The sequence below is a fragment of the Chloroflexus sp. genome (genome assembly GCF_034432675.1).
Taxonomy (GTDB): domain Bacteria; phylum Chloroflexota; class Chloroflexia; order Chloroflexales; family Chloroflexaceae; genus Chloroflexus.
The window spans coordinates 34474-57617 of the sequence record NZ_DAOUBI010000006.1 but is presented as its reverse complement, the minus strand read 5'-3'; the positions used below and the strand labels follow the sequence as shown (position 1 = coordinate 57617).

Annotated in this window: 17 protein-coding genes and 1 pseudogene; 15 read left to right on the top strand and 3 right to left on the bottom strand. The window is 56.2% G+C overall.

The window, feature by feature from the left end:
• The first annotated feature begins 315 nt into the window (after positions 1–315).
• The 3 genes from VAE55_RS00965 to VAE55_RS00955 all read left to right on the top strand — a co-directional run bounded on the left by VAE55_RS00965 (position 316) and on the right by VAE55_RS00955 (position 5912).
• A complete protein-coding gene (locus tag VAE55_RS00965) occupies positions 316–996 on the top strand; it encodes a type II CAAX endopeptidase family protein (RefSeq protein WP_322813958.1) in 681 nt (226 codons plus the stop codon).
• An 89-nt stretch (positions 997–1085) separates the two neighbouring features.
• Positions 1086–2366, top strand: coding sequence for an NAD(P)/FAD-dependent oxidoreductase (locus VAE55_RS00960; protein ID WP_322813957.1), 1281 nt, complete (start codon positions 1086–1088; stop codon positions 2364–2366).
• Positions 2367–2630: 264 nt separating this feature from the next.
• The gene (locus VAE55_RS00955; protein WP_322813956.1) at positions 2631–5912 is read left to right on the top strand and encodes a BTAD domain-containing putative transcriptional regulator; all 3282 of its coding nucleotides are present in this window, start codon (positions 2631–2633) and stop codon (positions 5910–5912) included.
• 33 nt (positions 5913–5945) lie between these two features.
• Here the strand turns inward: VAE55_RS00955 and VAE55_RS00950 are convergent, their stop codons facing one another.
• Positions 5946–6767, bottom strand: a complete 822-nt coding sequence (locus VAE55_RS00950; protein WP_322813960.1) for a DUF4058 family protein — start codon at positions 6765–6767, stop codon at positions 5946–5948.
• Between the two features lie 652 nt (positions 6768–7419).
• Positions 7420–8196 (bottom strand): FkbM family methyltransferase, encoded by a 777-nt coding sequence (locus VAE55_RS00945; RefSeq protein WP_322813955.1) that lies wholly within the window; start codon positions 8194–8196, stop codon positions 7420–7422.
• A 1130-nt stretch (positions 8197–9326) separates the two neighbouring features.
• Here VAE55_RS00945 and VAE55_RS00940 point away from each other — a divergent pair.
• The 12 genes and pseudogenes from VAE55_RS00940 to VAE55_RS00885 form a co-directional block, all read left to right on the top strand.
• Positions 9327–10871 carry a long-chain fatty acid--CoA ligase gene (locus VAE55_RS00940; RefSeq protein ID WP_322813954.1) on the top strand — a complete coding sequence of 515 codons (1545 nt, stop codon included), beginning with the start codon at positions 9327–9329 and terminating at the stop codon, positions 10869–10871.
• A 13-nt stretch (positions 10872–10884) separates the two neighbouring features.
• Complete coding sequence (locus VAE55_RS00935; RefSeq protein WP_322813953.1) at positions 10885–11952, top strand: alpha/beta hydrolase; 1068 nt, start codon at positions 10885–10887, stop codon at positions 11950–11952.
• Between the two features lie 28 nt (positions 11953–11980).
• Positions 11981–12757 carry an alpha/beta hydrolase gene (locus VAE55_RS00930; protein ID WP_322813952.1) on the top strand — a complete coding sequence of 259 codons (777 nt, stop codon included), beginning with the start codon at positions 11981–11983 and terminating at the stop codon, positions 12755–12757.
• 13 nt (positions 12758–12770) lie between these two features.
• Positions 12771–13163: a MaoC family dehydratase gene (locus VAE55_RS00925; RefSeq protein WP_322813951.1), complete on the top strand. Its 393-nt coding sequence runs from the start codon at positions 12771–12773 to the stop codon at positions 13161–13163.
• Positions 13156–13944 (top strand): enoyl-CoA hydratase/isomerase family protein, encoded by a 789-nt coding sequence (locus tag VAE55_RS00920; protein WP_322813950.1) that lies wholly within the window; start codon positions 13156–13158, stop codon positions 13942–13944. The genes VAE55_RS00925 and VAE55_RS00920 overlap by 8 nt, the downstream gene beginning before the upstream one ends.
• Complete coding sequence (locus VAE55_RS00915) at positions 13941–14300, top strand: hypothetical protein (RefSeq protein WP_322813949.1); 360 nt, start codon at positions 13941–13943, stop codon at positions 14298–14300. Before VAE55_RS00920 ends, VAE55_RS00915 begins: the two co-directional genes overlap by 4 nt.
• A 68-nt stretch (positions 14301–14368) precedes the next feature.
• The gene (locus tag VAE55_RS00910; RefSeq protein WP_322813948.1) at positions 14369–15733 is read left to right on the top strand and encodes a substrate-binding domain-containing protein; all 1365 of its coding nucleotides are present in this window, start codon (positions 14369–14371) and stop codon (positions 15731–15733) included.
• 66 nt (positions 15734–15799) lie between these two features.
• Positions 15800–16570 (top strand): ABC transporter ATP-binding protein, encoded by a 771-nt coding sequence (locus tag VAE55_RS00905; RefSeq protein WP_322813947.1) that lies wholly within the window; start codon positions 15800–15802, stop codon positions 16568–16570.
• The gene (locus tag VAE55_RS00900) at positions 16567–17274 is read left to right on the top strand and encodes an ABC transporter ATP-binding protein (protein WP_322813946.1); all 708 of its coding nucleotides are present in this window, start codon (positions 16567–16569) and stop codon (positions 17272–17274) included. The genes VAE55_RS00905 and VAE55_RS00900 overlap by 4 nt, the downstream gene beginning before the upstream one ends.
• Before the next feature lie 187 nt (positions 17275–17461).
• Positions 17462–18937 (top strand): ABC transporter permease subunit, encoded by a 1476-nt coding sequence (locus VAE55_RS00895; protein WP_322813945.1) that lies wholly within the window; start codon positions 17462–17464, stop codon positions 18935–18937.
• Between the two features lie 3 nt (positions 18938–18940).
• The gene (locus VAE55_RS00890; RefSeq protein WP_322813944.1) at positions 18941–19984 is read left to right on the top strand and encodes a branched-chain amino acid ABC transporter permease; all 1044 of its coding nucleotides are present in this window, start codon (positions 18941–18943) and stop codon (positions 19982–19984) included.
• Between the two features lie 591 nt (positions 19985–20575).
• Positions 20576–21199 (top strand): annotated as a pseudogene (locus tag VAE55_RS00885) (site-specific DNA-methyltransferase); the annotation flags it as partial.
• A 159-nt stretch (positions 21200–21358) separates the two neighbouring features.
• Here VAE55_RS00885 and gcl read toward each other — a convergent pair.
• On the bottom strand, positions 21359–23092 hold the full coding sequence (gene gcl, locus VAE55_RS00880; protein WP_322813942.1) for a glyoxylate carboligase: 1734 nt from the start codon (positions 23090–23092) through the stop codon (positions 21359–21361).
• Positions 23093–23144 lie beyond the last annotated feature (52 nt).

Below are 23144 nucleotides of genomic sequence, written 5' to 3'. Positions count from 1 at the left end.
GTGACCAGCCGGGTCAACGACGTGACACGTGCCAGATCGTGCGCACGGCTGGCGCGGCAGCATGGCTGCCGCACTTCAAACCACGCCACACGCGGATGATGAGCGATCAAGGCAACCTATTCAGCGCGTGATGGCACCGGAGATGGTTATTCGAGCGCGACAGTACAGCTTTTTATGAAATAGGTTCGCGTCGCCGCACAGAGATTGACTTGTCACCGTGAGTGCAGGACGCCGCAAACATCAGTACTCATTCTGACAGTTTCTCCCGTTGTTATAATACGAGTGGAACGTTGGGTATACAACAGGACGGCAACAATGTCTGGCAAGCAACGATCACCCGCAACCCTGATCGGCCTGTGTGTGGCGCTGGGTTTGCCCTTCATCCTGACCCTGGTGTCAAGTGGACGTTCGGAGGTGTTGTGGGATACTCCTCGCACCGTGCTTATCATCGCTCAGGAATGGGTTGTTACGATTATTTTGATCGGCATCGTGATCTTCTGGGAACGCCGCACACTGGCGTCTATTGGTATCGTGCGAACAACGTGGCGCGATGTACTTTGGGGATTGGTCGGTTTCGTGCTCGGTGCACTCTCATTTGTCGTGACCATGCCGCTGGTTACGGCGTTGGGTCTGGAAACAACTACAACAGGCATCAGCCAGTTGGCACAAACCCCGCTGGGGCTGCGGATAGCAATCGTGATCACTGCCGGGATTACCGAAGAGATACTCTTTCGCGGCTATCCGATTGAGCGCTTTACCGAAATGACCGGCAAGATCCACTGGGGAGCCGGTATTGCCTACCTTGCTTTTGTATTACTGCATATTCCCTTCTGGGGCTTAGGCGGAACTATTCAGATTGGAGTCTGGTCATTGATTGTAACAAGCCTCTACGTCTGGCGGAGAAATCTACTGACCTGTATAATGATGCACGTGTTGAATGATGGGTACGCATTTATCTTGCTCCCAGAACTGTTCGCGCAATACCTACCACAGTGAGAGGTTTCATGAATAGGCGATCATTTCTTACTCTGCTCGGTCTGCTATGCTTAGGTAGTGGCATAGGTGCTTGCAGTAAAGCGGGAGGGATGGAGGCAAGCCTCCGAAATAAGCGACGTACCATCGTTATTGGCGCGGGCCTGGCTGGTCTGGCAGCAGCCAATTCATTACAAGACGCAGGTCACGAAGTTATTGTGCTTGAGGCGCGTGATCGTATCGGTGGGCGCATCTGGACAAGTACGAAATGGTCCGATGTCCCCCTTGATCTCGGTGCATCGTGGATTCATGGCATTCAAGGCAATCCGTTGACAGTACTGGCTAACAACCTGAAGGCTACCCGTGTAGCAACAAGTTACAACCGAACAATCACCTATAGCGCCAATGGTACACAGTTGACAGATGCCGAAGCGAGCTTGTTAAATCGTATCCGTGAGGATGTGTCCATTGCGTTACAACAAGCGCAGCATCAGGAGGCGGATCAATCGGTTCGCGCTGCTGTGCAGAAGCTGGCAACTTCAACAGAAACGGCCCAGTTGCTCAATTTTGTATTGAGTAGCGACTTTGAGCATGAGTATGGGGGGAGTGCGGTTGATCTGTCGGCCCACTGGTATGACGATGATGATACCTTTGCAGGCGATGATGTGTTGTTTACGCAGGGATTCAGCGTGATAACCGATTATCTAGCGCAAAACATCACGATCAAAACGTCACAGGTCGTCAAAGAAATTCACTGGCAAGACCTTGAGGTTAGTGTAATCAGCCAGGATAATCGATATATCACCGATAGTGTAGTTGTTACATTGCCGTTGGGGGTGTTGAAGAGTAACGCAGTTGTATTTGTGCCAGCATTACCGACAGAAAAACAAAACGCCATTGCGAAAATCGGCATGGGTGTCTTGAACAAGTGTTACCTGCGCTTTGAAGAGGCGTTTTGGTCAGCTGATAATGACTGGATCGAATACATATCGCCTACACATGGCGAGTGGATCGAGTGGATAAATTTTCTGCGTATCGCCCAGAAGCCGATTCTCTTAGGATTCAATGCTGCCGAATTCGGGCGTGAGATTGAGGATTACACTGATAATCAGGTTGTGGAACGGGCCATGCATGTTCTGCGAGCAATCTTCGGTTCCCACATCCCGGACCCGCTCGACTATCAGATCACGCGCTGGATGCATGATCCCTTCGCCAGAGGAGCATTTTCGTTTAACGCTCTGGGCACGACACCAGCACTGCGCGATGTTCTGGCGCAACCGCTTGCCAACAGGCTCTTCTTTGCCGGTGAAGCAACCAGTAGAGCTTATTTCGGTACGGCTCACGGCGCATACCTGTCTGGTCTGCGTGCTGCGAAGGAGGTAGGGGCCGGGTAGAAGTATTCCTACCCCGCTATCATTACTACACAGGCTGTTCGCATGTTGCACGATGGTCACTTGAAACCCCAACGCACCACAAAAATCGGATAGGGGTGCACCGCTGTACCTCCTACCGGTGCGTCCGCTGCCACTTTGTTACGTTGAGGTGGGATGTTTGTGGAAAGACATTCCCACTCAGCAGGTTCTTCACTCACCCCGTCGCCTGCTCACCCTGGTATAATACAGAGCACCGTATACCCGCTTGCGAACGGCTACACCAGTATGAATCACGAAGAGACAGTGTTGTTACAGGCAAAGGTCGCGCCGCCGCGACCACACCGCTATCGGTTGGTACGACCGGCGGTGACTGCGCGTTTGCGTGAGGCGTTTGATTATCGGGTAACGCTGGTGCAGGCCGGTGCAGGCTATGGTAAGACGACGGCACTGGCCGAGCTGGTCATGAGTTCGGCAACGGTGTGCTGGTATACCATCGGTGAAAATGACCGTGATCCGGTCACCTTTTTGACTTATCTGATTGCTGCGTGTGCCCCTGTGTTATCGCAGGGAGTGTCAGAGGCACTGGCAACACTCCGTTCCCGTCCGGCTGACCGTGCGGTCTGGACGCAAACTGTCGATGGGTTGCTCAATGCGTTGGCCGGTTCGCCACGACGCCCTATGTTGCTGATCCTCGATGATTATCACTTTGTCGCGGCATCAGCCGAGATTCGGGCATTGACTGAGCGGCTGATTACGTATGCGCCGCCATGGCTCAGTCTGTTGATTGCGACGCGCTATCCGATTGTGAGCGGTGAGCTGGTGCGATGGCGCGCTCGTGGTGAGGTGCTGGAGTTACACCGCGATGCGCTGGCTTTTACCCACGATGAGATTGCTGCGCTTTTTCGCGATGTGTTTGGTATGGCGCTGAGTGACGCTGATGTTGATCTGCTCGATCACCATACCGAGGGGTGGCCGATTGCGCTGCAGTTGGTCTGGCAGGGGTTGCGAAGTGGGCAGGTGCGCAGTGTGAGTGAGCTGTTGGCCAGTGGCCCGGCGTCGCTAGCGGCGTTGTTCGATTTTCTGGCTTCGGATGTGCTGGATCGACAGTCGCCAGAGATTGCGTCTTTTTTGCGGGCAACTGCGCCGCTGCGGGTGCTGACGGCAGCGGCGTGCGATGCTGTGCGTCAGGCTGATGATAGTGATCAGTTGCTGGCTCAGGTGCGCGACCGCGATCTCTTTGTGGTTGAGCTGGATGCCAGCCATTACCGCTACCATCATCTGTTTCACGATTTCTTGCGTCAGCAGACGCGCAGTGATCCCGATTTGGCCGAGCGGCATCAGCGCGCAGCGCGGCATTATGCGGCAGCCGGGCAGGCCGAGGAGGCGATTTACCACTGGTTTGCCGCCGGTGAGGTAGCCATTGCCGCCGACACGATTGTCGCAGCCGGGGAGGATGCGCTGCGCAATGGCCGGCTCGATACGTTGACCGATTGGATTGATGCGCTGCCGGCTGAACTGATCGCGAGTCGTCCACGCTTGCAGAGCTATCTTGGCGATCTTTACCGGTTGCGCGCCCGTTTTGATGAAGCTCGGAACTGGTATGCCCAGGCCGAAACGATGAGCCGACAACGCGGTGATCGCACCGAGCTGGCCCGTGCCTTGTACGGTCAGGCTCTGGTCTATATCGATCAGGTGCAGCCGGTGCAGGCTGAGAGTGTGTTGCAGGAGGCGTTGCGGGTCAGTGAGGGGTTGGAGGATCAGGTTGCCCGCGCCCGTGTGCTTGAGCTGCTGGCCGAGAATAAGCTGAATATGGGGCAGCCGGACGAGGCAGAGGCGTTGCAGCAGCAGGCACGCCAGTTGCGCGCCGCCAGCCCGGCAGCCGATCTGCTGAGCGCACGGGTGAAGCTGCGCACCGGTCAACTGGCGGCGGCACGGACGTTGTTGCAGGCGTGGCGGGATCAGGAGCGTATGGCGACGGCACGGGGTGCCACCCCCGCTCCACGCGGTCATCGCGAGGCGGTGCTGGTGCTGGCGTTGATTGCTGCCTTTGAAGGGGAGGTTGATCAGGCGCTCAGTCTGGCCGAAGAGGGTGTGCAAGTCGGTACTGAACGCCACTCCCGCTTTATCACCTCTGTCGCCTACGCCCGTCTTGGCCACGCCTGGTTGCTCAAGAGTGCGCTAACCGGTGTGTCGGCACGAGATCGTGCGCTCGAATATTACCGCCAGGCTCTGGCCGAGGGCCAGGCGATAGGCGTTGACCGGTTGCGGGTGGAACCACTCTGGGGTTTAACCCGCCTCTATGGGCTGGCCGGTGATCTGGCGGCTGCCGAGAACGCCGCCGTTGATGGTCAGGCTTTTTGTCGCTGGGCAGGTGATTTGTGGCTGGGAGCGATGATCCAGTTGCAGCGCGGTGTGAGCCATCTGCTTGGCGGTCAGTTTGACCGTGCGCAAGAGATATTGCTGGCTGCCCGCGCCGATTTGCGCACCTGTAGTGATCGGTTTGGTCAGGCCGTAGCCGCGCTCTGGCTGGCATTGGGATACTACGAACAGCGGCATGATGCCGCAGCGACGGCGGCGATTGATGAGGCGCTGGATTTAAGTGCCACCGCCGGGTACGACTATCTCTTTACCAGGCCAACCTTTCTCGGTCTCCCCGATCCGCGTCGCATCATCCCGCTCTTGCTGGCGACCCGTGCTCGCGGCCATCATCGCGACTACATCGAGCGGCTGTTATCCGCGATGGGGCTGCGTGGTCTCGAAGCCCACCCTGGGTATCAGTTGCGGGTTCAAACGCTGGGGACGTTCCGGGTCTGGCGTGGCGATCACGAGATTGAGGCGCGTGAATGGCAACGGGATAAGGCTCGTCAGCTTTTCCAGGTGCTGATCGTGCACCGTAATCGCTGGCTGCAACGCGATGAGCTGGCCGAATTGCTCTGGCCACAGCTCAATCCTGAAGCGGCTGTGCGCGACTTTAAGGTTGCGCTGAGTGCTCTTTATCGAGCTTTGGAGCCGAATCGTACTGAAGCAACGTCGGCATTTATTGCCCGTGAAGGCGGTGCCTATCGGCTACGACCAACGGCAGACATCTGGCTTGATTGCGCCGAATTCAGTGCCGGTTGCACAACCAGTTTGCGGCTGCTCGATCAAGGCCAGATCGGTGCCGGCATGCAACGACTCCAGGCTGCGTTGCAGCTTTACCAGGGTGATTTTCTTCCCGATACGATTTATGAAGGCTGGGCCGATGCAGAACGAGAACGGTTGCGAAGTATGTTTCTGCGCAGTGCCGACCGCCTGGCCCAGTGCCTGGCTGAACAGGGGCAGAACGAGGAGTTGATTGCGCTGGCCGAACGTATCCTCACCTACGATAACTGCTGGGAACGCGCCTATCGGTTGTTGATGCTAGCCTATGCCCGTCAGGGTAATCGAGCCGCTGCGCTACGGGTTTTTCAACGTTGTAGCGATAACCTTGCCCGTGAACTCGATGTCGATCCGGCACCGGAGACCATTGCACTCGCCGAACGGCTGCGACACGGAGAGGTGCCTTTGCCACACGAAGCGGTCGGGTGACAGAGGCCGGATGGTTATGACGGGTATTGACAGCTATGCACGCAATCCGCGTGCTCGCAGGTGGGCATCGAGCCAGGCCGCCTCTTCGGGGGTGAGGTCGGGCGACGGCGGGGGCTGACGGTAGTCGATCCGCAGGTCGTAGCGTGCGTTGCGGTAGACCTGATGCACGAGGGTGGTCAACGGCAAGGGTACATCAGGGTCGAGACGACGCAACGGCACCGGCACCGTCGGGAGCGGTTTGGCCAGCGGACAGAGCCAGATGTCAATCTCCGGCCAGCGTTCGACGCGGCTGAGGAAGACTACGTAAGGGGCAGCGGGGAGCGGATCGGGGCGGGCCAGCCGCGGTCGTCGGCCACTCCGCAGCAGGTCAATTTCGAGCAGGTGCACCCCGCTTTGAAACAGTTCCCGTCGCTGTTGCTCGTAAGCATCGGCACCGTCAGGGGTCGGGCGCTTGTTCACCGGTGAGAGCAGTTCAATAGCGGTGACCAGGGTATCGTCGGTCACGGTGCGAATTTCCAGCCGGGCGTAGCGGGTAGGCACTTCGAGCAAGGCCGTTCCGGTCAGTGAGGGGGTGTCTACCACGGCTGTTGCGGGCGTTACCACTGCACTTTCCCGCTCGAACACACCAACGTCGGGCACCAGGGTGCGCCGGGGCACTGTAATCTCAACCTGATCCAGCGCAACGTAGGGGGTGATCTGGGCAACGTACCCCGGTGCAATCTGGGCCTGTAAATAGTCACTCATTGCGTTCACCAGCCGATGGTGTACATCAGGCCACAGGCTCGAACGCTCCAGATACGGATCCATGCCCGGAAATGGTGGTTCCCTAGATTGCTCCTGGGTAGTGGTATAGATATTATAGCATGGACGGCAGCTTGTCAGCGGCGGAACCATGTTACCGTGTTATATCAAATCTTCATTCATCAGTCCCGTGATAGCGGTTGCCCCGCTCCGGGGGACTCCCCGCTTATGCTCTTCCATCACCTGTACCAGTGTTATGGGATACAAAAGGGGGCTGATAGGCAGGCTGGAAGCCTGCTTCACGATCCACGCCACTGCCCACGCACAGCCAGCTCATCACGGATGGTCAAATCAGATGGGTGTGAACTGCACACACCTCGCCTCTGTGGCCCGTGGGCAAACCGCAGCGCCCCGCACCGGATCGCGAGCACGGCTGGCGCAGCAGCGTGGCTGCCGCACTCTAGACGATGCGACACGGTAATCCGGGCTGGAAGCGGTATTCCTGCCGGAACAACCTCGACCCGCAGCGGTAGCGTTACACCACGCGCCGGATCGCGAGCACGGCTGGCGCAGCAGCGTGGCTGCCGCACTCCAGACAATGCGTTACGGCAATCTGGGCGGGAAGCGGTACCAGGATGATGGTGCGATCACAAGCGATGACTTCTCGTACTGATATACCACTACTCGTGCCACCTGCAAGCAGCGCTGAAACAACAAACTTAGCGCTCGAAGACTTTTAAAAACAATCTTGTAGACGAACGTTCAATCAGGTATCTTGAGAAGCATACAAAAAACCTAAATGGGCATGAACTGGATTTCGTGCAGTTTGCACGTGGAACCCTCGTTGTTGTAAATATTCCACCAGATGCTCGTGAGAAAATTGCGTTACACCATCGTGGTATTCGAGACAGATGCGCTTAATGCGTTGTAATGCCTGCGCACTCGCATTGAATAGAATATCAAATTCAGCACCTTCACAGTCTATTTTTAAAAAGTCACATACCCCAATAGGGTGTTCATTCAATATATCATCTAGGCTACGCCCAGGTACAACTATGGAGTCGACAGCTTGTGTGGCTGATGTTGTTGAATACTGCACCGCTGCCCCGGTAGCAAACAACACCATCTCTTCTGATGATGCGCCTACTGCGAACGGAAATACCTGCACGTTTTGGATCGCATTCAAGGCGAGATTTTCCTTCAGCAAGCGAAACGAATCCGGAAACGGCTCATAGGCAAAAACCCGATACGTCGGATGATCATACGCGACGGAAACAGCAAAATCACCCAGCCCCGCACCAATATCAACAACAGTCCAGCCATCCTGGATAGGAGTTCCGTATGTCTCATAATCACGATCAAGACAGGTTTCTTTAATAATCCACACATCCATTAAACTACGCACTCTAAATTGACAGCCATTTTTAAGCTTAATCACCGTCTCGCCTTGCCGGAATAGGAGACCGAAACACACATACCAGTTCACAATCTTTTGCAAAATAGTAAATGTTGATCGCAGGTAATACCATAATCGACGTTTCACAAATCCTCCCTGCTAGCCTAAACGTTATTTCAGAAAGGGCTGACCACACCTGACCGGTAGTGTGGTAGTGTAGTAGTGTAGTAGTGTAGCATTGTAGCACAGACTGAAGCCTGTACCCTGACACCCTCCGTCAACGTCGAGTCTGATTCATCATCGCACAGATAATGTCCCAATAATAAAGCGAACGACGCACGCTTTGTACAGTTCCCGGTGCGTCGTTCGTATGGAAAGACATCCGTGCGGGCAGTGCAGAAACCCGGTTCACGCACGTAATATAACGAAACGGACTGACAGGATATTCACGAAACAGGTTCTATACAATCCATCAAGGTAGCTACCCACAAAGCGAAGTCGGATTCAGAGCCAGTTGGGGATCGCTAAAATACTTCCACCAGTTACTGGCAATCGAATCGGGACCACATCCGGTTTTTGCCGGTAGATGGCTGAACCAAAACTCTAGAAAACCAAGATGATTACAGTTCCATAGCGAGCAAGAAACAGGTGTTGCCGTACTCAAAGGGTTGCTAAGGTTTGGGTAATTACTAAAATCGGCACAATTCGACAACACTGTAGAGGGATTAGTGTAATCGTAATCATGTATACCATTCGGCGGATAGTGAATATTGCCACATCCACTATACGAGTAATTTGGCGACAACGCCTTGACTAATGCAAACCTCTCCCAATTGTGAGCAGTGCGGTTTTGCTGCCAGCTACCGTACACTCTGGTCATTGTCGATTCTGCGCGATGCCCAAAATTATGAATGGCACTATCCAGATCACGCTCAGGGCTTGGCCCCATAATCGGTATAATGCGATTGCACGAGTGCGGACCCGGTACCGGCATAGAATTATAGAAATACGCATTCGGTCCAACCAGTGTAGACTCATAGAAACTAAACCAGGGACCGTTGTATATCCACACCTCATCTATCTCACCCCGGTTCGCCCGCCCACAAATCCGGAACAATATTCGTCAGGTACGAACACTTTCGCTACGAACGTAATTACCCCATTCCTGTTACCAATTTGTAACTGCTCAGCAACCCCCTTCTGCTACCCTCGCCATCAAATCCCCGGTTGTAAGCTGCGCGTTTGCGCTATCGCGGCGGTGACGCCGCAAACGACACATGGATGTGATGTATCTCGGTGATTGGCTTGGCCGTCGTGCCCGGTTGTCTCCGACCAGGGTTGCCCTGTTCGATGCCCAAAACGGCATGCAACCGCTCACCTACCGCGAGTGGAATGAGCGGGTCAATCAGACGGCGCATCTGTTGCGCGACATGGGCGTGGCGCCTGGTGATCGGGTCGCGGCCCTGGCCCAGAATTGCGTCGATCTGCTCGATTTGTGGTTTGCCTGTGCAAAGTTGGGGGCGATTTTTCAGCCCCTGAACTGGCGCCTCACCGCAGCCGAGTTGCGTGATTTGATCGTTGATGGCGAGCCGTGCGTGCTGGCGTATGGCCCTGAATACGCCGCACTATCCCTGGCGCTGCGTCCGCAGGCGCCGTTTGTCTCCCAATGGCTGGCAATCGATGATGCGCCGGCAGCCGATCCATCCGATCTGACTATAGCCCGGCGGAATGCCTTTCCTGTCCACTTCGAGGCAGTACCACTGAGCTGGGATGATCCGTGGGTGATCTGTTACACCGGTGGCAGCACTGGGCTGCCGAAAGGAGCAATTCTTACCCATTGCAGTATCGCTGCGAATGCCGTGAATACGGTGATGAGTTGGGGGCTGCGCCCCGATGATGTTGCCATTCTCAATGCGCCGCTCTTTCACACCGGCGGCCTGAATGTATTTACTGCGCCCCTGGTGCAGATTGGTGGTGCCTCGATTGTTTGTCGCTCGTTCAACGTCGATCAGGTCTTCGATCTCATCAACCATGGCCCGGCGACGCTCTTTTTCGGCGTGCCCACAATGTTCATCGCTATGCAACAACATCCACGCTGGCCGACGGTTGATTTTAGCCGGATGCGGATTGTCATCAGCGGTGGTGCGCCTTGCCCGGAACCGGTGTTTCATGCCTTTTGGGTGCGCGGGATCGATTTCAAGACCGGGTATGGCCTGACCGAAGCCGGCCCCAACACCTTCTGGCTGCCACCCGAACTGGTGCGGGAGAAGCCAGGGGCGGTTGGCTATCCATTGATGTTTATCGATGTGCGGGTGGTTGCGGCTGATGGTCGGGAATGTGGTGTTGATGAGATTGGCGAATTGCAGATCCGTGGTCCTCATGTCTGCGCCGGCTACTGGCGCCGTCCTGCCGAGACGGCTGCGGCTTTTCGTGACGGCTGGCTGCGCACAGGTGATCTGGCCAGTTTCGATGCCGATGGCTGTTTTCGGATCGTTGGGCGGCTGAAGGATGTGATCATTTCGGGTGGCGAAAACATCTATCCCGCCGAGGTTGAGAGTGTGCTGGCCGGCCATCCGGCCGTCGCGGAAGTGGCACTGGTCGGTATGCCTGACCCACACTGGGGCGAAGTTGGCTGGGCAGCGGTGGTGGTGCGTCCCGGCAGTACCTTCTCGGAACAGGATTTGATCGCTTTTGCCGGGCTGCGTCTGGCACGCTACAAACTACCCAAACGGATTGTCACCCTCGCTGAATTACCGAAGACCGGTGCCGGCAAGATTGATAAGCAGGCTATTAAACACATGTTTCAGCAGTTGCAGGTATGAAGCGGAGAACGCTATGAGCAAGATTCCAACATTACCCGGTATCACTTCGACGATGGTGGCAACCAGTCGTTTGCAGATGCATGTTTTGAGCAGTGGCCCGGCTGACGGCGAAGCGGTGCTGTTCATCCACGGTAATGCCTCGTCGGCCACATTCTGGGAAGAGACGATGCTGGCGTTGCCGGCACAATTTCGTGCGATTGCGCCCGATCTGCGCGGTTACGGTGAGACCGAGGATTTGCTGATCGATGCGACCCGTGGCTGCGGTGATTGGGTTGACGATCTGATCGCCTTGCTCGACACCCTCGGCATTGATCGTTGTCACGCGGTGGGACATTCACTGGGTGGTGTGGTGCTGTTCAATCTCATCGCGGCTGTGCCGCAACGTATCATCACGGCCACCCTGGTAGCACCTGGTTCGCCTTACGGTTTTGGTGGTTGCAAAGGGCTAAACGGCGAGCTGTGCTGGCCAGATGGTGCCGGATCGGGTGGCGGCACGGTCAATCAAGCCTTCGTGGAGCGTATGGCTGCCGGCGATACCACCGAAGAGGCTGGCAACGCAGCCCCCAGAGTTGTCATGAACACGTTCTACTGGAAACCACCGTTCCGCCCGACCCGCGAAGAGGCATTGCTGGCCTCGATGCTAAGCGAGAAGGTGGGACCGCAGCGTTACCCCGGCGATTTCAAGCCATCGCCGCACTGGCCGGGTGTCGCACCGGGAGTCTGGGGACCAATCAATGCCATTTCACCCCTCTACGTTGGAGATGCGGTCGAGCGTTTTGTGGCTGCGGAGCCGAAGCCCCCTATCTTGTGGGTGCGTGGTGCTGATGACCAGATTGTGAGCGATATGTCGCTCTTCGACGTTGGTACGCTCGGTCAACTCGGCATTTTACCCGATTGGCCCGGTGCCGATGCACATCCCCCGCAACCGATGATCGGGCAAACGCGCGCTGTGCTGGAGCGCTACGCCGCCGCCGGTGGCCGCTTCCACGAGCTGATCTTCGCCGAATGTGGCCATACGCCGTACATTGAGCATCCTGACCAGTTCAACGCTGCATTCCATGATCACCTGCGTAACAGGTAACAGGCTTGCGCGGGAAAGTGAGAAAGCTATGCCAGTTGTCCAGGCCGGAGATCTTGAGGTTCACTACCTTGACGTTGGTGAAGGCGAGCCGATTATTTTCGTGCACGGCAATTGGGCCAGTTGCGGCTGGTGGCTACGGGTGCTCGAACGCCTCCCTGCCGGGTATCGTGGACTGGCTCCCGATCTACGTGGTCGAGGTGCCACGCAGGGGCCAGACCACGACTACCGGATACCCGCACTGGCCGCCGATCTGTGGCATTTCGCCGATGCCCTTGGCATCCAACGCTGCCATCTGGTTGGACATTCGTTGGGGGCAGCGGTGGTCTTGCAGGCAGCACTCGATCAACCAGATCGGGTAACGACGATTGCCGTGCTGGCACCGCCATGGGTTGATGGTATGCCAGACGAGGTCTATCAACCAGATCGGCAACAGCTCTTGAAAGACAACCCTGATTTCTTTGCCCAGGCCATCAGGGCGATGGCACCAACCGCTCCAGATGACGAACTGTGGCGCGAACTGGTGGCTATCGGTCACTCGCAGCGGCTGAGTGCTGCCAACGGGGCAATCAATGCACTGCGTGAATGGAAACCCGGTGATCGTCTGCGCACGATTGGCACCCCGGCACTGGTGATGGGTGGCGAACTCGATCCGTTGGTAACGCCGGAGACGGTGAAGCGGGCAGCCGAGGTCCTGGGGGTCGAGCCGCAGATCATTGCCGGGGTCGGTCACTCGGCCAATCTCGAAGCACCGGATCGATTCCTGGCGCTGTTGTTGCCTCATCTGGCAACAGCACGCGCTTCCTGAAGGGGGAGTGAACATGCACTCACTTACAGCAGGTACCCGTTATCAACAACAACATACGATCAGCCAGGAAGACATCAACCGCTTTGCGGCGATTAGCGGCGATACAAACCCGATTCACAACGATCCGGCAGTCGCAGCGGCAACGCGCTTTGGGCGCACCATCGCTCACGGTATGCTGCTCTACGGTTACATCCGTGCCGCACTGCGCAACCTGGCTCCATCAGCGGTACAGCAGCAACAGACCCTCAGCTTTACCAATCCGGTCTTTGCCGGTGATACGGTTCGTGTCACCGTGGAAGTGACCGGTAGGGACGAGAACACGATCAATTGCACGGTCAACGTCACCCGTGGCGACGGTAAGGTGGCCTGTAGTGGTGAGACGAGATTGATTGTTAGGCATGAGTAATCTGGTAACCATTCTAACAAACGGTCCGGTTGTAACTCTCACCCTTAACCGGCCGATGCAGCACAACGGCCTGACGCCAGAGCTGTTAACCGAGCTGGAAGCGCACATTATTGCAGCACGTCAGTATCATGAACTACGGGCTATCGTCTTGCAAGCCAGTGGTACCTATTTTTCGTGCGGGACTGACCTGGTAGCCCTAGCCCGGCAAACCGACCGGCTCGCTTACGCCGATCATGGGTTGCGCCTGTTGCATCAGGTGATGTTGACGCTGATAGATCTGCCGGTGCCGCTCATTGTCGCTGTGCAAGGACCGGTGAACGGAAGTGCGCTGGGACTGGTTGTGGTGGCTGACATCGTCCTGGTGACACCCAACACCCATTTCACGGCCTACGCGACAACCCTCGGTCTGTCGCCGGAAGGAGGGTGGACGACGCTCTTGCCGCGACTGATCGGCCAACGACGTGCCGGTGAAGTGTTACTTCTCGAACGGCCGATCACGGCTGAGGAGGCAGTGGCCTGGGGATTAGCCAACCGCCTGGTCGCGCCCGGCCATCTTTTTGACGAGGCCCAGGCCCTGGCCTACCAGATTGCAACGCAGATGCCGGACAGTATCGCCTGCACACGCCGGTTGCTCTGGGTGGAACGGGAACAGATCGCTGCCGCCCTCAATCATGAACGAGAAGTGTATTGCAAGCGGATTCAGTCGATTGAGGCTGATCTTGGCTTGAAAGCCTTTCTCAACCGGCAACGCACAACAATGACCACGGAGGAAACGGTATGACAGCGCTGACCGTTGGAATGCAGGCGACCGTCCAGCGCGTGATCGATCAAGCCCTGATTGACGAATATGCACGGCTCTGCGCTGACCAACCACAAAAGACTGTGCCAGAGCCGCTGATCGGCGCACTGTTTTCCCACGTGCTGGGTGTCAAATTACCGGGAGCGGGTTCAATATATCTCCGCCAGGAATTCACCTTCCACAGCACGGCCCGTGTTGGCGAGATGCTTACCACAACAGTGACCATTACCCATATTCGGACCGATAAACCACTGATCACGCTCCGCACGCAGTGTACCGGTAGCGACCAACGACTGATTGTTGATGGCGAGGCACTTGTGATGGTGCCACAAGCGTAACACGCTATGTTGTTCGGGCAACCGCCCGCCGGAATAATACAGATGTCCGTGACAAAGGAGAGCGACCGATGCACACTGTCCGTTTTGTCCGCCAACTGGCTATCACGTTGCTGATAGTCTTTGCCCTCGCCCTGAGTGCGTGTGGCGGTGGGTCGACCGCACAGCCAACTGCAGCCCCAGAACCGACTGCGGCACCGACCAGCGCACCTGAACCAACCGCCGTACCGACCACTGCCCCCGAACCAACCGCGGCACCGACCGCCGCGGCCACGACCGGCGAACCGATTGTGGTTGGGCTAATGACCGACAACTCTGGTTTGCTGGCTATCTACGGCCCGATGCTTGAACGCGGCTTCACGCTCGGCCTGGAATATGCGACGAACGGTACCAATCAGGTGGCAGGCCGACCAATCAATGTGGTGGTAAAAGATACCGCCAGTAATGCAGAGACCGGGGTCTCGCTGGCCCGCGAGGCGATCGAGAGTGATGGGGCCGACGTGCTCGTTGGTTCACCCAGCTCGCCGGTAGCACTGGCGATCTCGGCAGTTGCCGCCGAGAATAAGATCGTCTATATCGCAGCACCGGCAGCCACCCCGGCTCTCACCGGCGAGAATTTTAATATCTACACCTTTCGCGCCGGTCGTACCAGCGTGCAAGACGCCCTCACCATGAGTGCCGCTCTCTTGCAGACCGGCAAGAAATTCGTGCAGATTGCGCAAGACAATGCGTTCGGTCGCGGTTCAGCGGGTGCATTCTACCTCACGGTCAAAGCCCTCGGTGGCGAATTCGTGCTCAATGACACTGCAGAGGGTGCCGGTACCATCTTTGCACCGCCGGATACGACCGACTTCACCCCGTACATCAACCAGCTCCTCGACTCTGGCGCAGAAGTCTTGATTGTAACCTGGTCGGGAACCGGTTTCGTGCCCATGTTCCAGCAGATGCAGCAACTGGGTGTGTTCGATGTCATGACGGTAGCGACTGGGTTCGGTGACAATCAGACGATGGTCAACGGCTATGCCGATGCCATCGGTTCGGTCGGTGTGAGTGTCTATCACTACAGCCTATTCGATAATCCGGTGAATAACTGGCTGGTCGAGCGCCACAAAGCAGTGTATGGCGTTCCCCCTGATCTCTTCACTGAGAGTGGCTTCAACGCCGCTATTATGCTGGTCAAGGCGTTGGAAGAGACCAATGGCGATCCGGCTGCCGATGGCTTGATTGCCGCTCTCGAAGGGATGACCTTCGACGGGCCGAAGGGAACCTACACGGTGCGGGCCGAAGATCACGCACTCCTCCAGCCGATGACCCTGGTGCGCCTGCTCAACACCAACGATCCTGACTTCAAGTTCTTCGAGCTGGTCACCCTCTTCACCCCCGAACAGACGGCACCGCCCTGTGCTGTACCGGCAGCATTAGGACGCTGCAAGTAACCGTTACACTCGCCGCGCATGCCGGTGTGGGCATGCGCGGCACATGCTGGAAGCGAAGGTGCGTTTGTGAGCAAATGGATCATTCAAACCCAGTCCCTGACCCGTGATTTCGGCTCCCTGCGCGCCGTTGATCACGTCGATCTGCGGGTGTGCGCCGGAAGCGTGCATGCGATTATTGGGCCGAATGGTGCTGGAAAGACGACTCTTTTCAATCTGATTAGCGGTTATCTCAAACCGACAGCGGGACGGGTCTTCTTGCGTGATCGTGAGATTACGCACGTCCCCCTGCATCGAATGGCCCATCTCGGTATCGGACGGTCGTTTCAAATTACCAACATTTTTCCAACCCTGACCGTACTGGAAAATGTCCGTCTGGCTGCGCAGGCTCGTGGACGGGAAAATCTGCACATCTGGAAGCGTGCAAACCAGATCCACACCTACAGCGAACGGGCCTATGCGGCGTTACAACAGGTTGGCTTACACGAACGGGCACTCCAGATTGCAGCCACGCTCCCCCACGGCGACAAACGTCGGCTTGAGCTAGCGATTCTGCTGGCCGGTGACGTCGATATTCTCCTGCTCGACGAGCCAACGGCAGGGATGGCAACGGAACAGGTGCCGATGTTGCTGGACTTACTGCGTAACATTCGGCAAGGAACGAACAAAACGATTTTGATCGTCGAACACAATATGTCGGTGGTGATGAGTCTGGCTGAAACAATTACGGTGATGCACCAGGGGCGTGTGCTGGCAGAGGGCAGCCCGGCTGAGATCAGTGCCAATCAGGCGGTACGCGATGCCTACCTGGGAACGACCTTCGCCGGAGGTCGGCAATGAGCGAAATATTGCTGGACGTTGATAGCATTCATACCTATATCGGTCAATTTCACATTCTTGAAGGAGTATCGCTGCGCGTGCGTAGCGGAAGCATCACCGCGCTGCTAGGGCGCAATGGTGCCGGCAAGACCACGACGCTACGTTCGATCATGGGCCTGAATCCGCCGCGACAGGGAAGTATTCGCCTGGCCGGAGAAGTGATCAACGGACGTCCGGCGTATGACATTGCTCGCCTGGGGGTCGGCTACGTCCCTGAACACCGGGCTATTTTTCGCGATCTCACCGTCGAGGAGAACTTGCGGCTCGCCGAACGTAAACGCGGTGATCTGGCCCGACGGAGTGACCTGATTATGGGCCTCTTCCCCGACCTGAAGCGCTTTTACCGCCATCCCGGTGGCAAACTCTCCGGCGGCCAACAGCAAATGTTAGCGATTGCCCGGGCACTGGTAGCAGAGAATCGCTTGCTCTTGATTGACGAACCGAGTGAAGGGCTGGCTCCGATCATCGTTGAACAAATTATGGCCGCGTTGCGCCAGATGGCGACGGAAACAACGATTTTGCTCGTTGAACAGAATTTTGCTATGGCAGCCCAACTGGCCGACGAATACTACATTCTCGACGATGGCCACAGTGTTCAGCACGGGAAGATGGCCGACCTGATCCACGATCAGGCAACGATTAACAGGTATCTGGGAGCCGGGTAAGCGGGATGGCAGCAAGAGCTTAGCGCGTCATCTGATGCAGAGATGACGCTCGTCAGACCGTTGCAAGCAACCATGGCGGCAATACCGCCGGCGGTCGAGACAATCTGATGCAGAGATGACGCTCGTCAGACCGTTGCAAGCGACCGGCACGATGCCGCGCCGTTATCGTGCCACAGTGAGGAGATCCATGAATGAATTTATTCGACAGCGACGAGGCTTGCTGGCCGGGATCGGTGCGACATTGATCTTTGCATACTGGGCAATCACCTATTACGAACCGCGTGTTCTCGCCAGTATTCTCCTCTCTGGCCTGACGCTGGGGGCACTCTACTTTTTAGTCACATCTGGTCTTTCACTGATCTTCGGCCTGATGGATGTACTCAATTTCGCCCATGGGACACTGTTTATGATCGGTGCCTATGTGGGCTTTACCCTCTACGCCAACCCGCGTTTGTTGCTGAACACGATGCCGTTTGTGCTGGCGTTTGTAGCGGGGTGGCTCCTGGCGCACCGGTTCCCCACCAATCGAATCAAGGCACCGCGCTGGTGGTTTTGGGTTGGGGCATTAATCGTGGGCGGACTAGCAATGTGGGGGTTCGAGCTGGCACCGCTGGCCACCACTGCGCTCAGTTCGGGTGGGCGAGTGCCGACTGAGCAGGCACAGGCACCGACCGCCATCTTTGTTGGGCGCACGCTAGGACTGACAATAGCCGGCCTCATTGCGGGGATCGCTGTTCTGATCGGCAAAGAACACTCTCGTCCCCCAACAGGAGCCGATCTTGTCCTGGTGTTGAGCATGCTTGGGCTGGCATTGATCATCGCACCATTCCGCCTCGCTGCCGAAAGCTGGCTATTGAGCATCAACGCAAACATCCGCTTTCTCCTGGCCCTGGTGATCGGTGCTGCTAGTGGCGCTACGCTGGGTGCTCTGATGGAATGGAGCCTGATTCGCCCGCTGTACAGTCGGCCTATTTATCAGGTACTGGTCACACTGGGGCTGGTCTTCGTCGGCACCGAGCTAGTGAAAGGCATCTGGGGGCCGGGCGGTTACTTTATGGAGTTACCCGAATGGTTTAGTCGACGCGGACCTGACTGCCCATCACCCAACCTGATTGCCTGGCTCCGCGACAACTGTGCCAGTATTGACGTATTGGGGCGACCATTCCCTAGCTATCGAATCTTTATTATTGCCCTGGGCATTGCCATGTTTATCGGCATTGCCCTCCTCTTGCGCCGCACCCGCCTGGGGATGATCATTCGGGCCGGTGTTCAGGATAGCGAAATGGTACAGGCGTTGGGGATCAATGTCCGCCGCGTCTTCACTCTGGTCTTTGCGCTTGGAGCCGGCCTTGCCGCGTTGGGCGGGGTGGCAGCGGCACCATTCCTCGGCATTAGTCCTGGTTTGGGGCAGGAGTTTCAGTTGCAGGCTTTTATCGCCGTCGTCATCGGGGGCATGGGCAGCTTCACCGGCGCAGCGCTGGGCGCACTGCTGGTTGGGCTGGCGCGCGCCTTTGGTGATCAGATTGTCCTGACCGGTATCCAACTGCCATGGATGAGCGAAGCGATCACCTTTTCGCCTTCAATTGCGCGAGCTTCAACGGTCTTGATCATGGCGCTGGTGCTCCTGCTGTGCCCGGCAGGTCTCTTTGGGAAGAAGGAGTAGGCGATGCTGACACGTTTGAAAGCACCACAATGGGCCGGCCTGGCCTTGATCGGCGGTCTGATCGCCTTCCCCTATCTGATAGCACTGCTCACCGGGCAGCCAATTGACAGTGGGGTACCAAAATTCTGGCAGGGCATGCTCATCCAGGTCTTCATTCTGGCCGTTTTTGCGATGAGCTACGACATTCTGATGGGCTATACCGGTATTCTCTCCTTCGGTCACGCTCTCTTCTTCGGCACGGGTGCCTACACGATTGGGATTTTGCTCAAACATGCCGGCTGGGATCTCGGCTCAGCATTTGTGGCCGTCATCGTCATTGCGATACTGCAAAGCCTGATTGTTGGCCTGCTCTCGTTGCGGGTCAGCGGTGTCTACTTCGCGATGGTGACACTGGCCTTTGCCCAGATGTTCTTCCTCCTGGCCGAAGCAACCGACTTTCGCCAGTGGACAGGGGCAGAGGATGGGTTGCAAAGTATTCCGGTACCGGCGTGGATCAGCCCGACCAACGAACGTCTGCGCTTCTACTATCTCGCGTTAGGATTTGCAGTAGTGATGTACCTCCTGGCCCGCCAGGTCGTCAATTCGCCAACCGGGCGGGTAATGATGGCGATCCGCGACAACGAGGTACGGGCCAGAGTCTTGGGCTACCATACGCTTACCTACAAGCTGATCGCCATCACCGTCAGCGGTGTCATGGCAGCGCTGGCCGGTGCATTCAACGCGCTGTGGAATCTCAACGCAAACCCGGCGGTGCTCAGCGTAGGAACAACGATCAATGCGCTCCTGATGACGATCATTGGCGGCGTCGGTTCGCTGATCGGGCCGATGCTTGGGGCCGCCGTGATCCAACTGCTGGGGTACTGGCTGAACTTCTTCTTCGGGCCGGCGTGGCCGCTGCTGTTTGGGATCGTGTATATTCTCATCGTGCTCTTCCTGCCATACGGCATCGTCGGTACCTGGCGGTTGCGCGGTACGAGTTGGGTGGCGATGTGGCGCAGCCGCTGGCAGGAATTAGCCAGGCGACGCGGTGATGGGATGGCACGGTAGGGTTGTGATACTTCATAAGAGCGGGGTGGGTATCCACCTCGCTTTTTTGTGTCTCGCACGGGTAGTGATATTTTGCTGCGGAGGGGGTGTGCATTCAAGACTGGGGGTAGGATGGATGCGGTTGATCCCATCCAGACCAGCACCGGTAGATCGGAAGTCCGCGCTTGCAGGAATGGGGGAAGACAGGACGAGTGGCATTATTCCCGGTGCAATGGAGTAATCAACACAACAGCTTTCGTTCCGGGCGATTCAGGCCCCATCGCAGCATTTTGCAAAGATGGATATAATGATGTTATGGCAATTGGTCACTACGATGATGCGTTAGACTGGTGCCTTTTTTTGCCGGATAGTAGCCTGAGCGGATATCCTTCCGTGCAAGATCACATCTTAACGGTGAAAAGGTACAACCACCTTTAAGGCTGGAAAAAGTCAAACCTTGCCAGACAGATTTTCTTGACAAAACATTTGTTCTATTGTACGATATTTAAAAGATTATCAGCACCCAATACTTTAGAAAACACAGATGGTTGATTAACCTTCCGTGAAATCGTCTCGGTATACCAGGTTGTCGAAAATGTTCAGGTGATCATAATGTCAATCAACTATCTCGAACAGACTTACACCCTTAACCATGAATTTCACTCTTTTACCAAATCTTTAGTCATACATGCTGATTGTTTTGAATGGCTAAGCGAAGTCCCAGGCGATAGCATTCATGCCATTGTTACCGATCCACCCTACGGCGTGAAGGAATACGATCCTGAGCAATTGGAAAAGCGCTCAAATGGCAATGGAGGAATCTGGCGCATTCCGCCATCTTTTGATGGTCATACCAGATCACCCTTACCAAGATTTACTGCACTAAATCCAAAGGAAAGAGAACGAATACAACATTACTTTTACGAGTGGGCCAGGCTGGCTTTACGAGTGTTACGTCCTGGTGGCTATGTATTTCTTGCATCAAATGTTTTTCTTTCCCAAACAGTCTTTACTGCCATTGTTCAGGCCGGTTTCGAGTTTCGTGGACAGGTTGTTCGGTTGGTCCGAACGCTTCGCGGTGGTGATAGACCAAAGAATGCTGAGGATGAATTCCCCGATGTTTGCTCAATGCCACGCGGTTGCTACGAACCCTGGGGTATTTTCCGAAAACCTATTCCAGACGGCATGACCGTAAGTGAATGTTTACGGCTTTTCCAAACAGGGGGCGGGCACCGTATCTTGCCTGATTTGATCGCTTTAAGAAGCCCGATACGTCAAGGAGGAGTAATCCTGTCATCCCGGTACTGAAGTGCTACCAGCACGCCATTTGAGAGTACGGGATGACAGGTACAGCACATCCACGTTCAGGTGTAATATACCGCCAGATATTTTATGTCAAATTTCAACTGTTTGCGCTTCGGGAAGCGGATGCCACTCCCGAATTTGATCAATGCGCGAACCCATCGCCGCATTCTCTTCCGGTTCAGTCATGACCTCAACCAGGGCCGGAAGGCGGCGGGCATTACTCTCGCGCACCGCCCATTCCAATGCCGGTCGGATCTGGTCAGGTAAGGTGACACGAACGGCCAATCCACCCATTGCCTCCATCACCCGACAGTGATCAATACCGACATTATTACCATCGTCCGTCTCGTACCCCAGCTTCACCTCGTAATTCATCTGGTACGGTAGTTCGGCCATACGGATCAGACCCATGTAGGTGTTGTTGATCATCACTAACACGAACGGAATCCGATACTGTACAGTAACGGCGACCTCTTCCATTAGGAACTGAAACGAGTAATCACCGACAATACCAACAACCTGCTGATCGGGACGAGCCAGCTTCACCCCGGTACAGGCACTCACCTCCCAACCGAGCGGACCGGCCTGACCACAGACCATGTAGTGGCGGGGCCGATAAGTACGCTGGAATTGACCCGACCAGATCTGATACAGACCAATCGCTGTTACGAAGATCGTATCGCGGTCGAAGTATTCATTCAGCTCACGGAATACACGCGGTGCCTTGATCGGCACATCATCGAAGTCATCACGCCGCTGGAGCCTTTGCTTCAATTCCAATACGCGCGATTGCCAGGCGGCAGGCTGACGAGGCGATGTCTGTTGCCGGGCTTCCGCCAGCAAGCCGGTCAGGGCCAGTTTTGCATCACCAACAATGCCAAGATCGGGTGGAAAGACCTTGCCAATCTGGGTTGGTTCGATGTCGATGTGGATGAAGGTACGATTGCCGCGATACACATCGAGCTGACCGGTATGGCGGTCGGCAAAGCGAGCACCAATAGCCAGCACACAATCGCTTTCGAGAAAGATCGCGTTAGCAAACCGTTGCTGGGTCTGAATGCCCACAATGCCGGCATAGAGCGGGTGATCTTCGGGGATTACACCTTTTCCCATCAGCGTCGGTGAAACCGGAATTTGCAAATATTCGGCTAACGCCAGTAGTTCCGGGGCGGCATTGGTCAGAATGACTCCACCACCGGGCATCAAGAGCGGACGTTCAGCCGCCAGAATCATCTCTATCGCTCGACGAAGCGCAGACTGCGGCGGAGCGGGCCGGTATACTGGTAAGGCTGCATCGAGGTCAGGATCGTAGGCAATCACCTGCTTTTGAACATCGACCGGCAGATCGATCAATACCGGCCCAGGCCGCCCCTCGCGAGCAATCTGGAACGCCCGCCGAAAGACCCACGGCATTTGCGCAGCTTCTTTCACCTGCACAGCCCATTTCGTGACCGGTCGCGCAATTTCGACAATATCAACCGCCTGGAAGGCTTCTTTATGCAGCATGTCGCTACGTGCCTGACCGGTAATACAGATGATCGGGATCGAATCGGCCATTGCGGTATACAAGCCGGTAATCATGTTCGTTCCCGCCGGGCCACTGGTGCCAACGCAAATACCAACATCGCCGGTCGCTCGTGCATAACCATCAGCGGCGTGGGTACCACCCTCTTCGTGTCGAACAATGAGGTGGCGGATGTGCTGACTCTTGCGCAATGCATCGTAAAAGGGGAGAATTGCTGCTCCGGGCACCCCGAAAACGTAGCGCACCCCCTCACTCTCTAACACCTTAATCACCGCATCCATCACGTTCATCTGCGGCATGATACACTCCTTTCACATTATGGAATTATTTTCCATTATATTGAAACAAAAA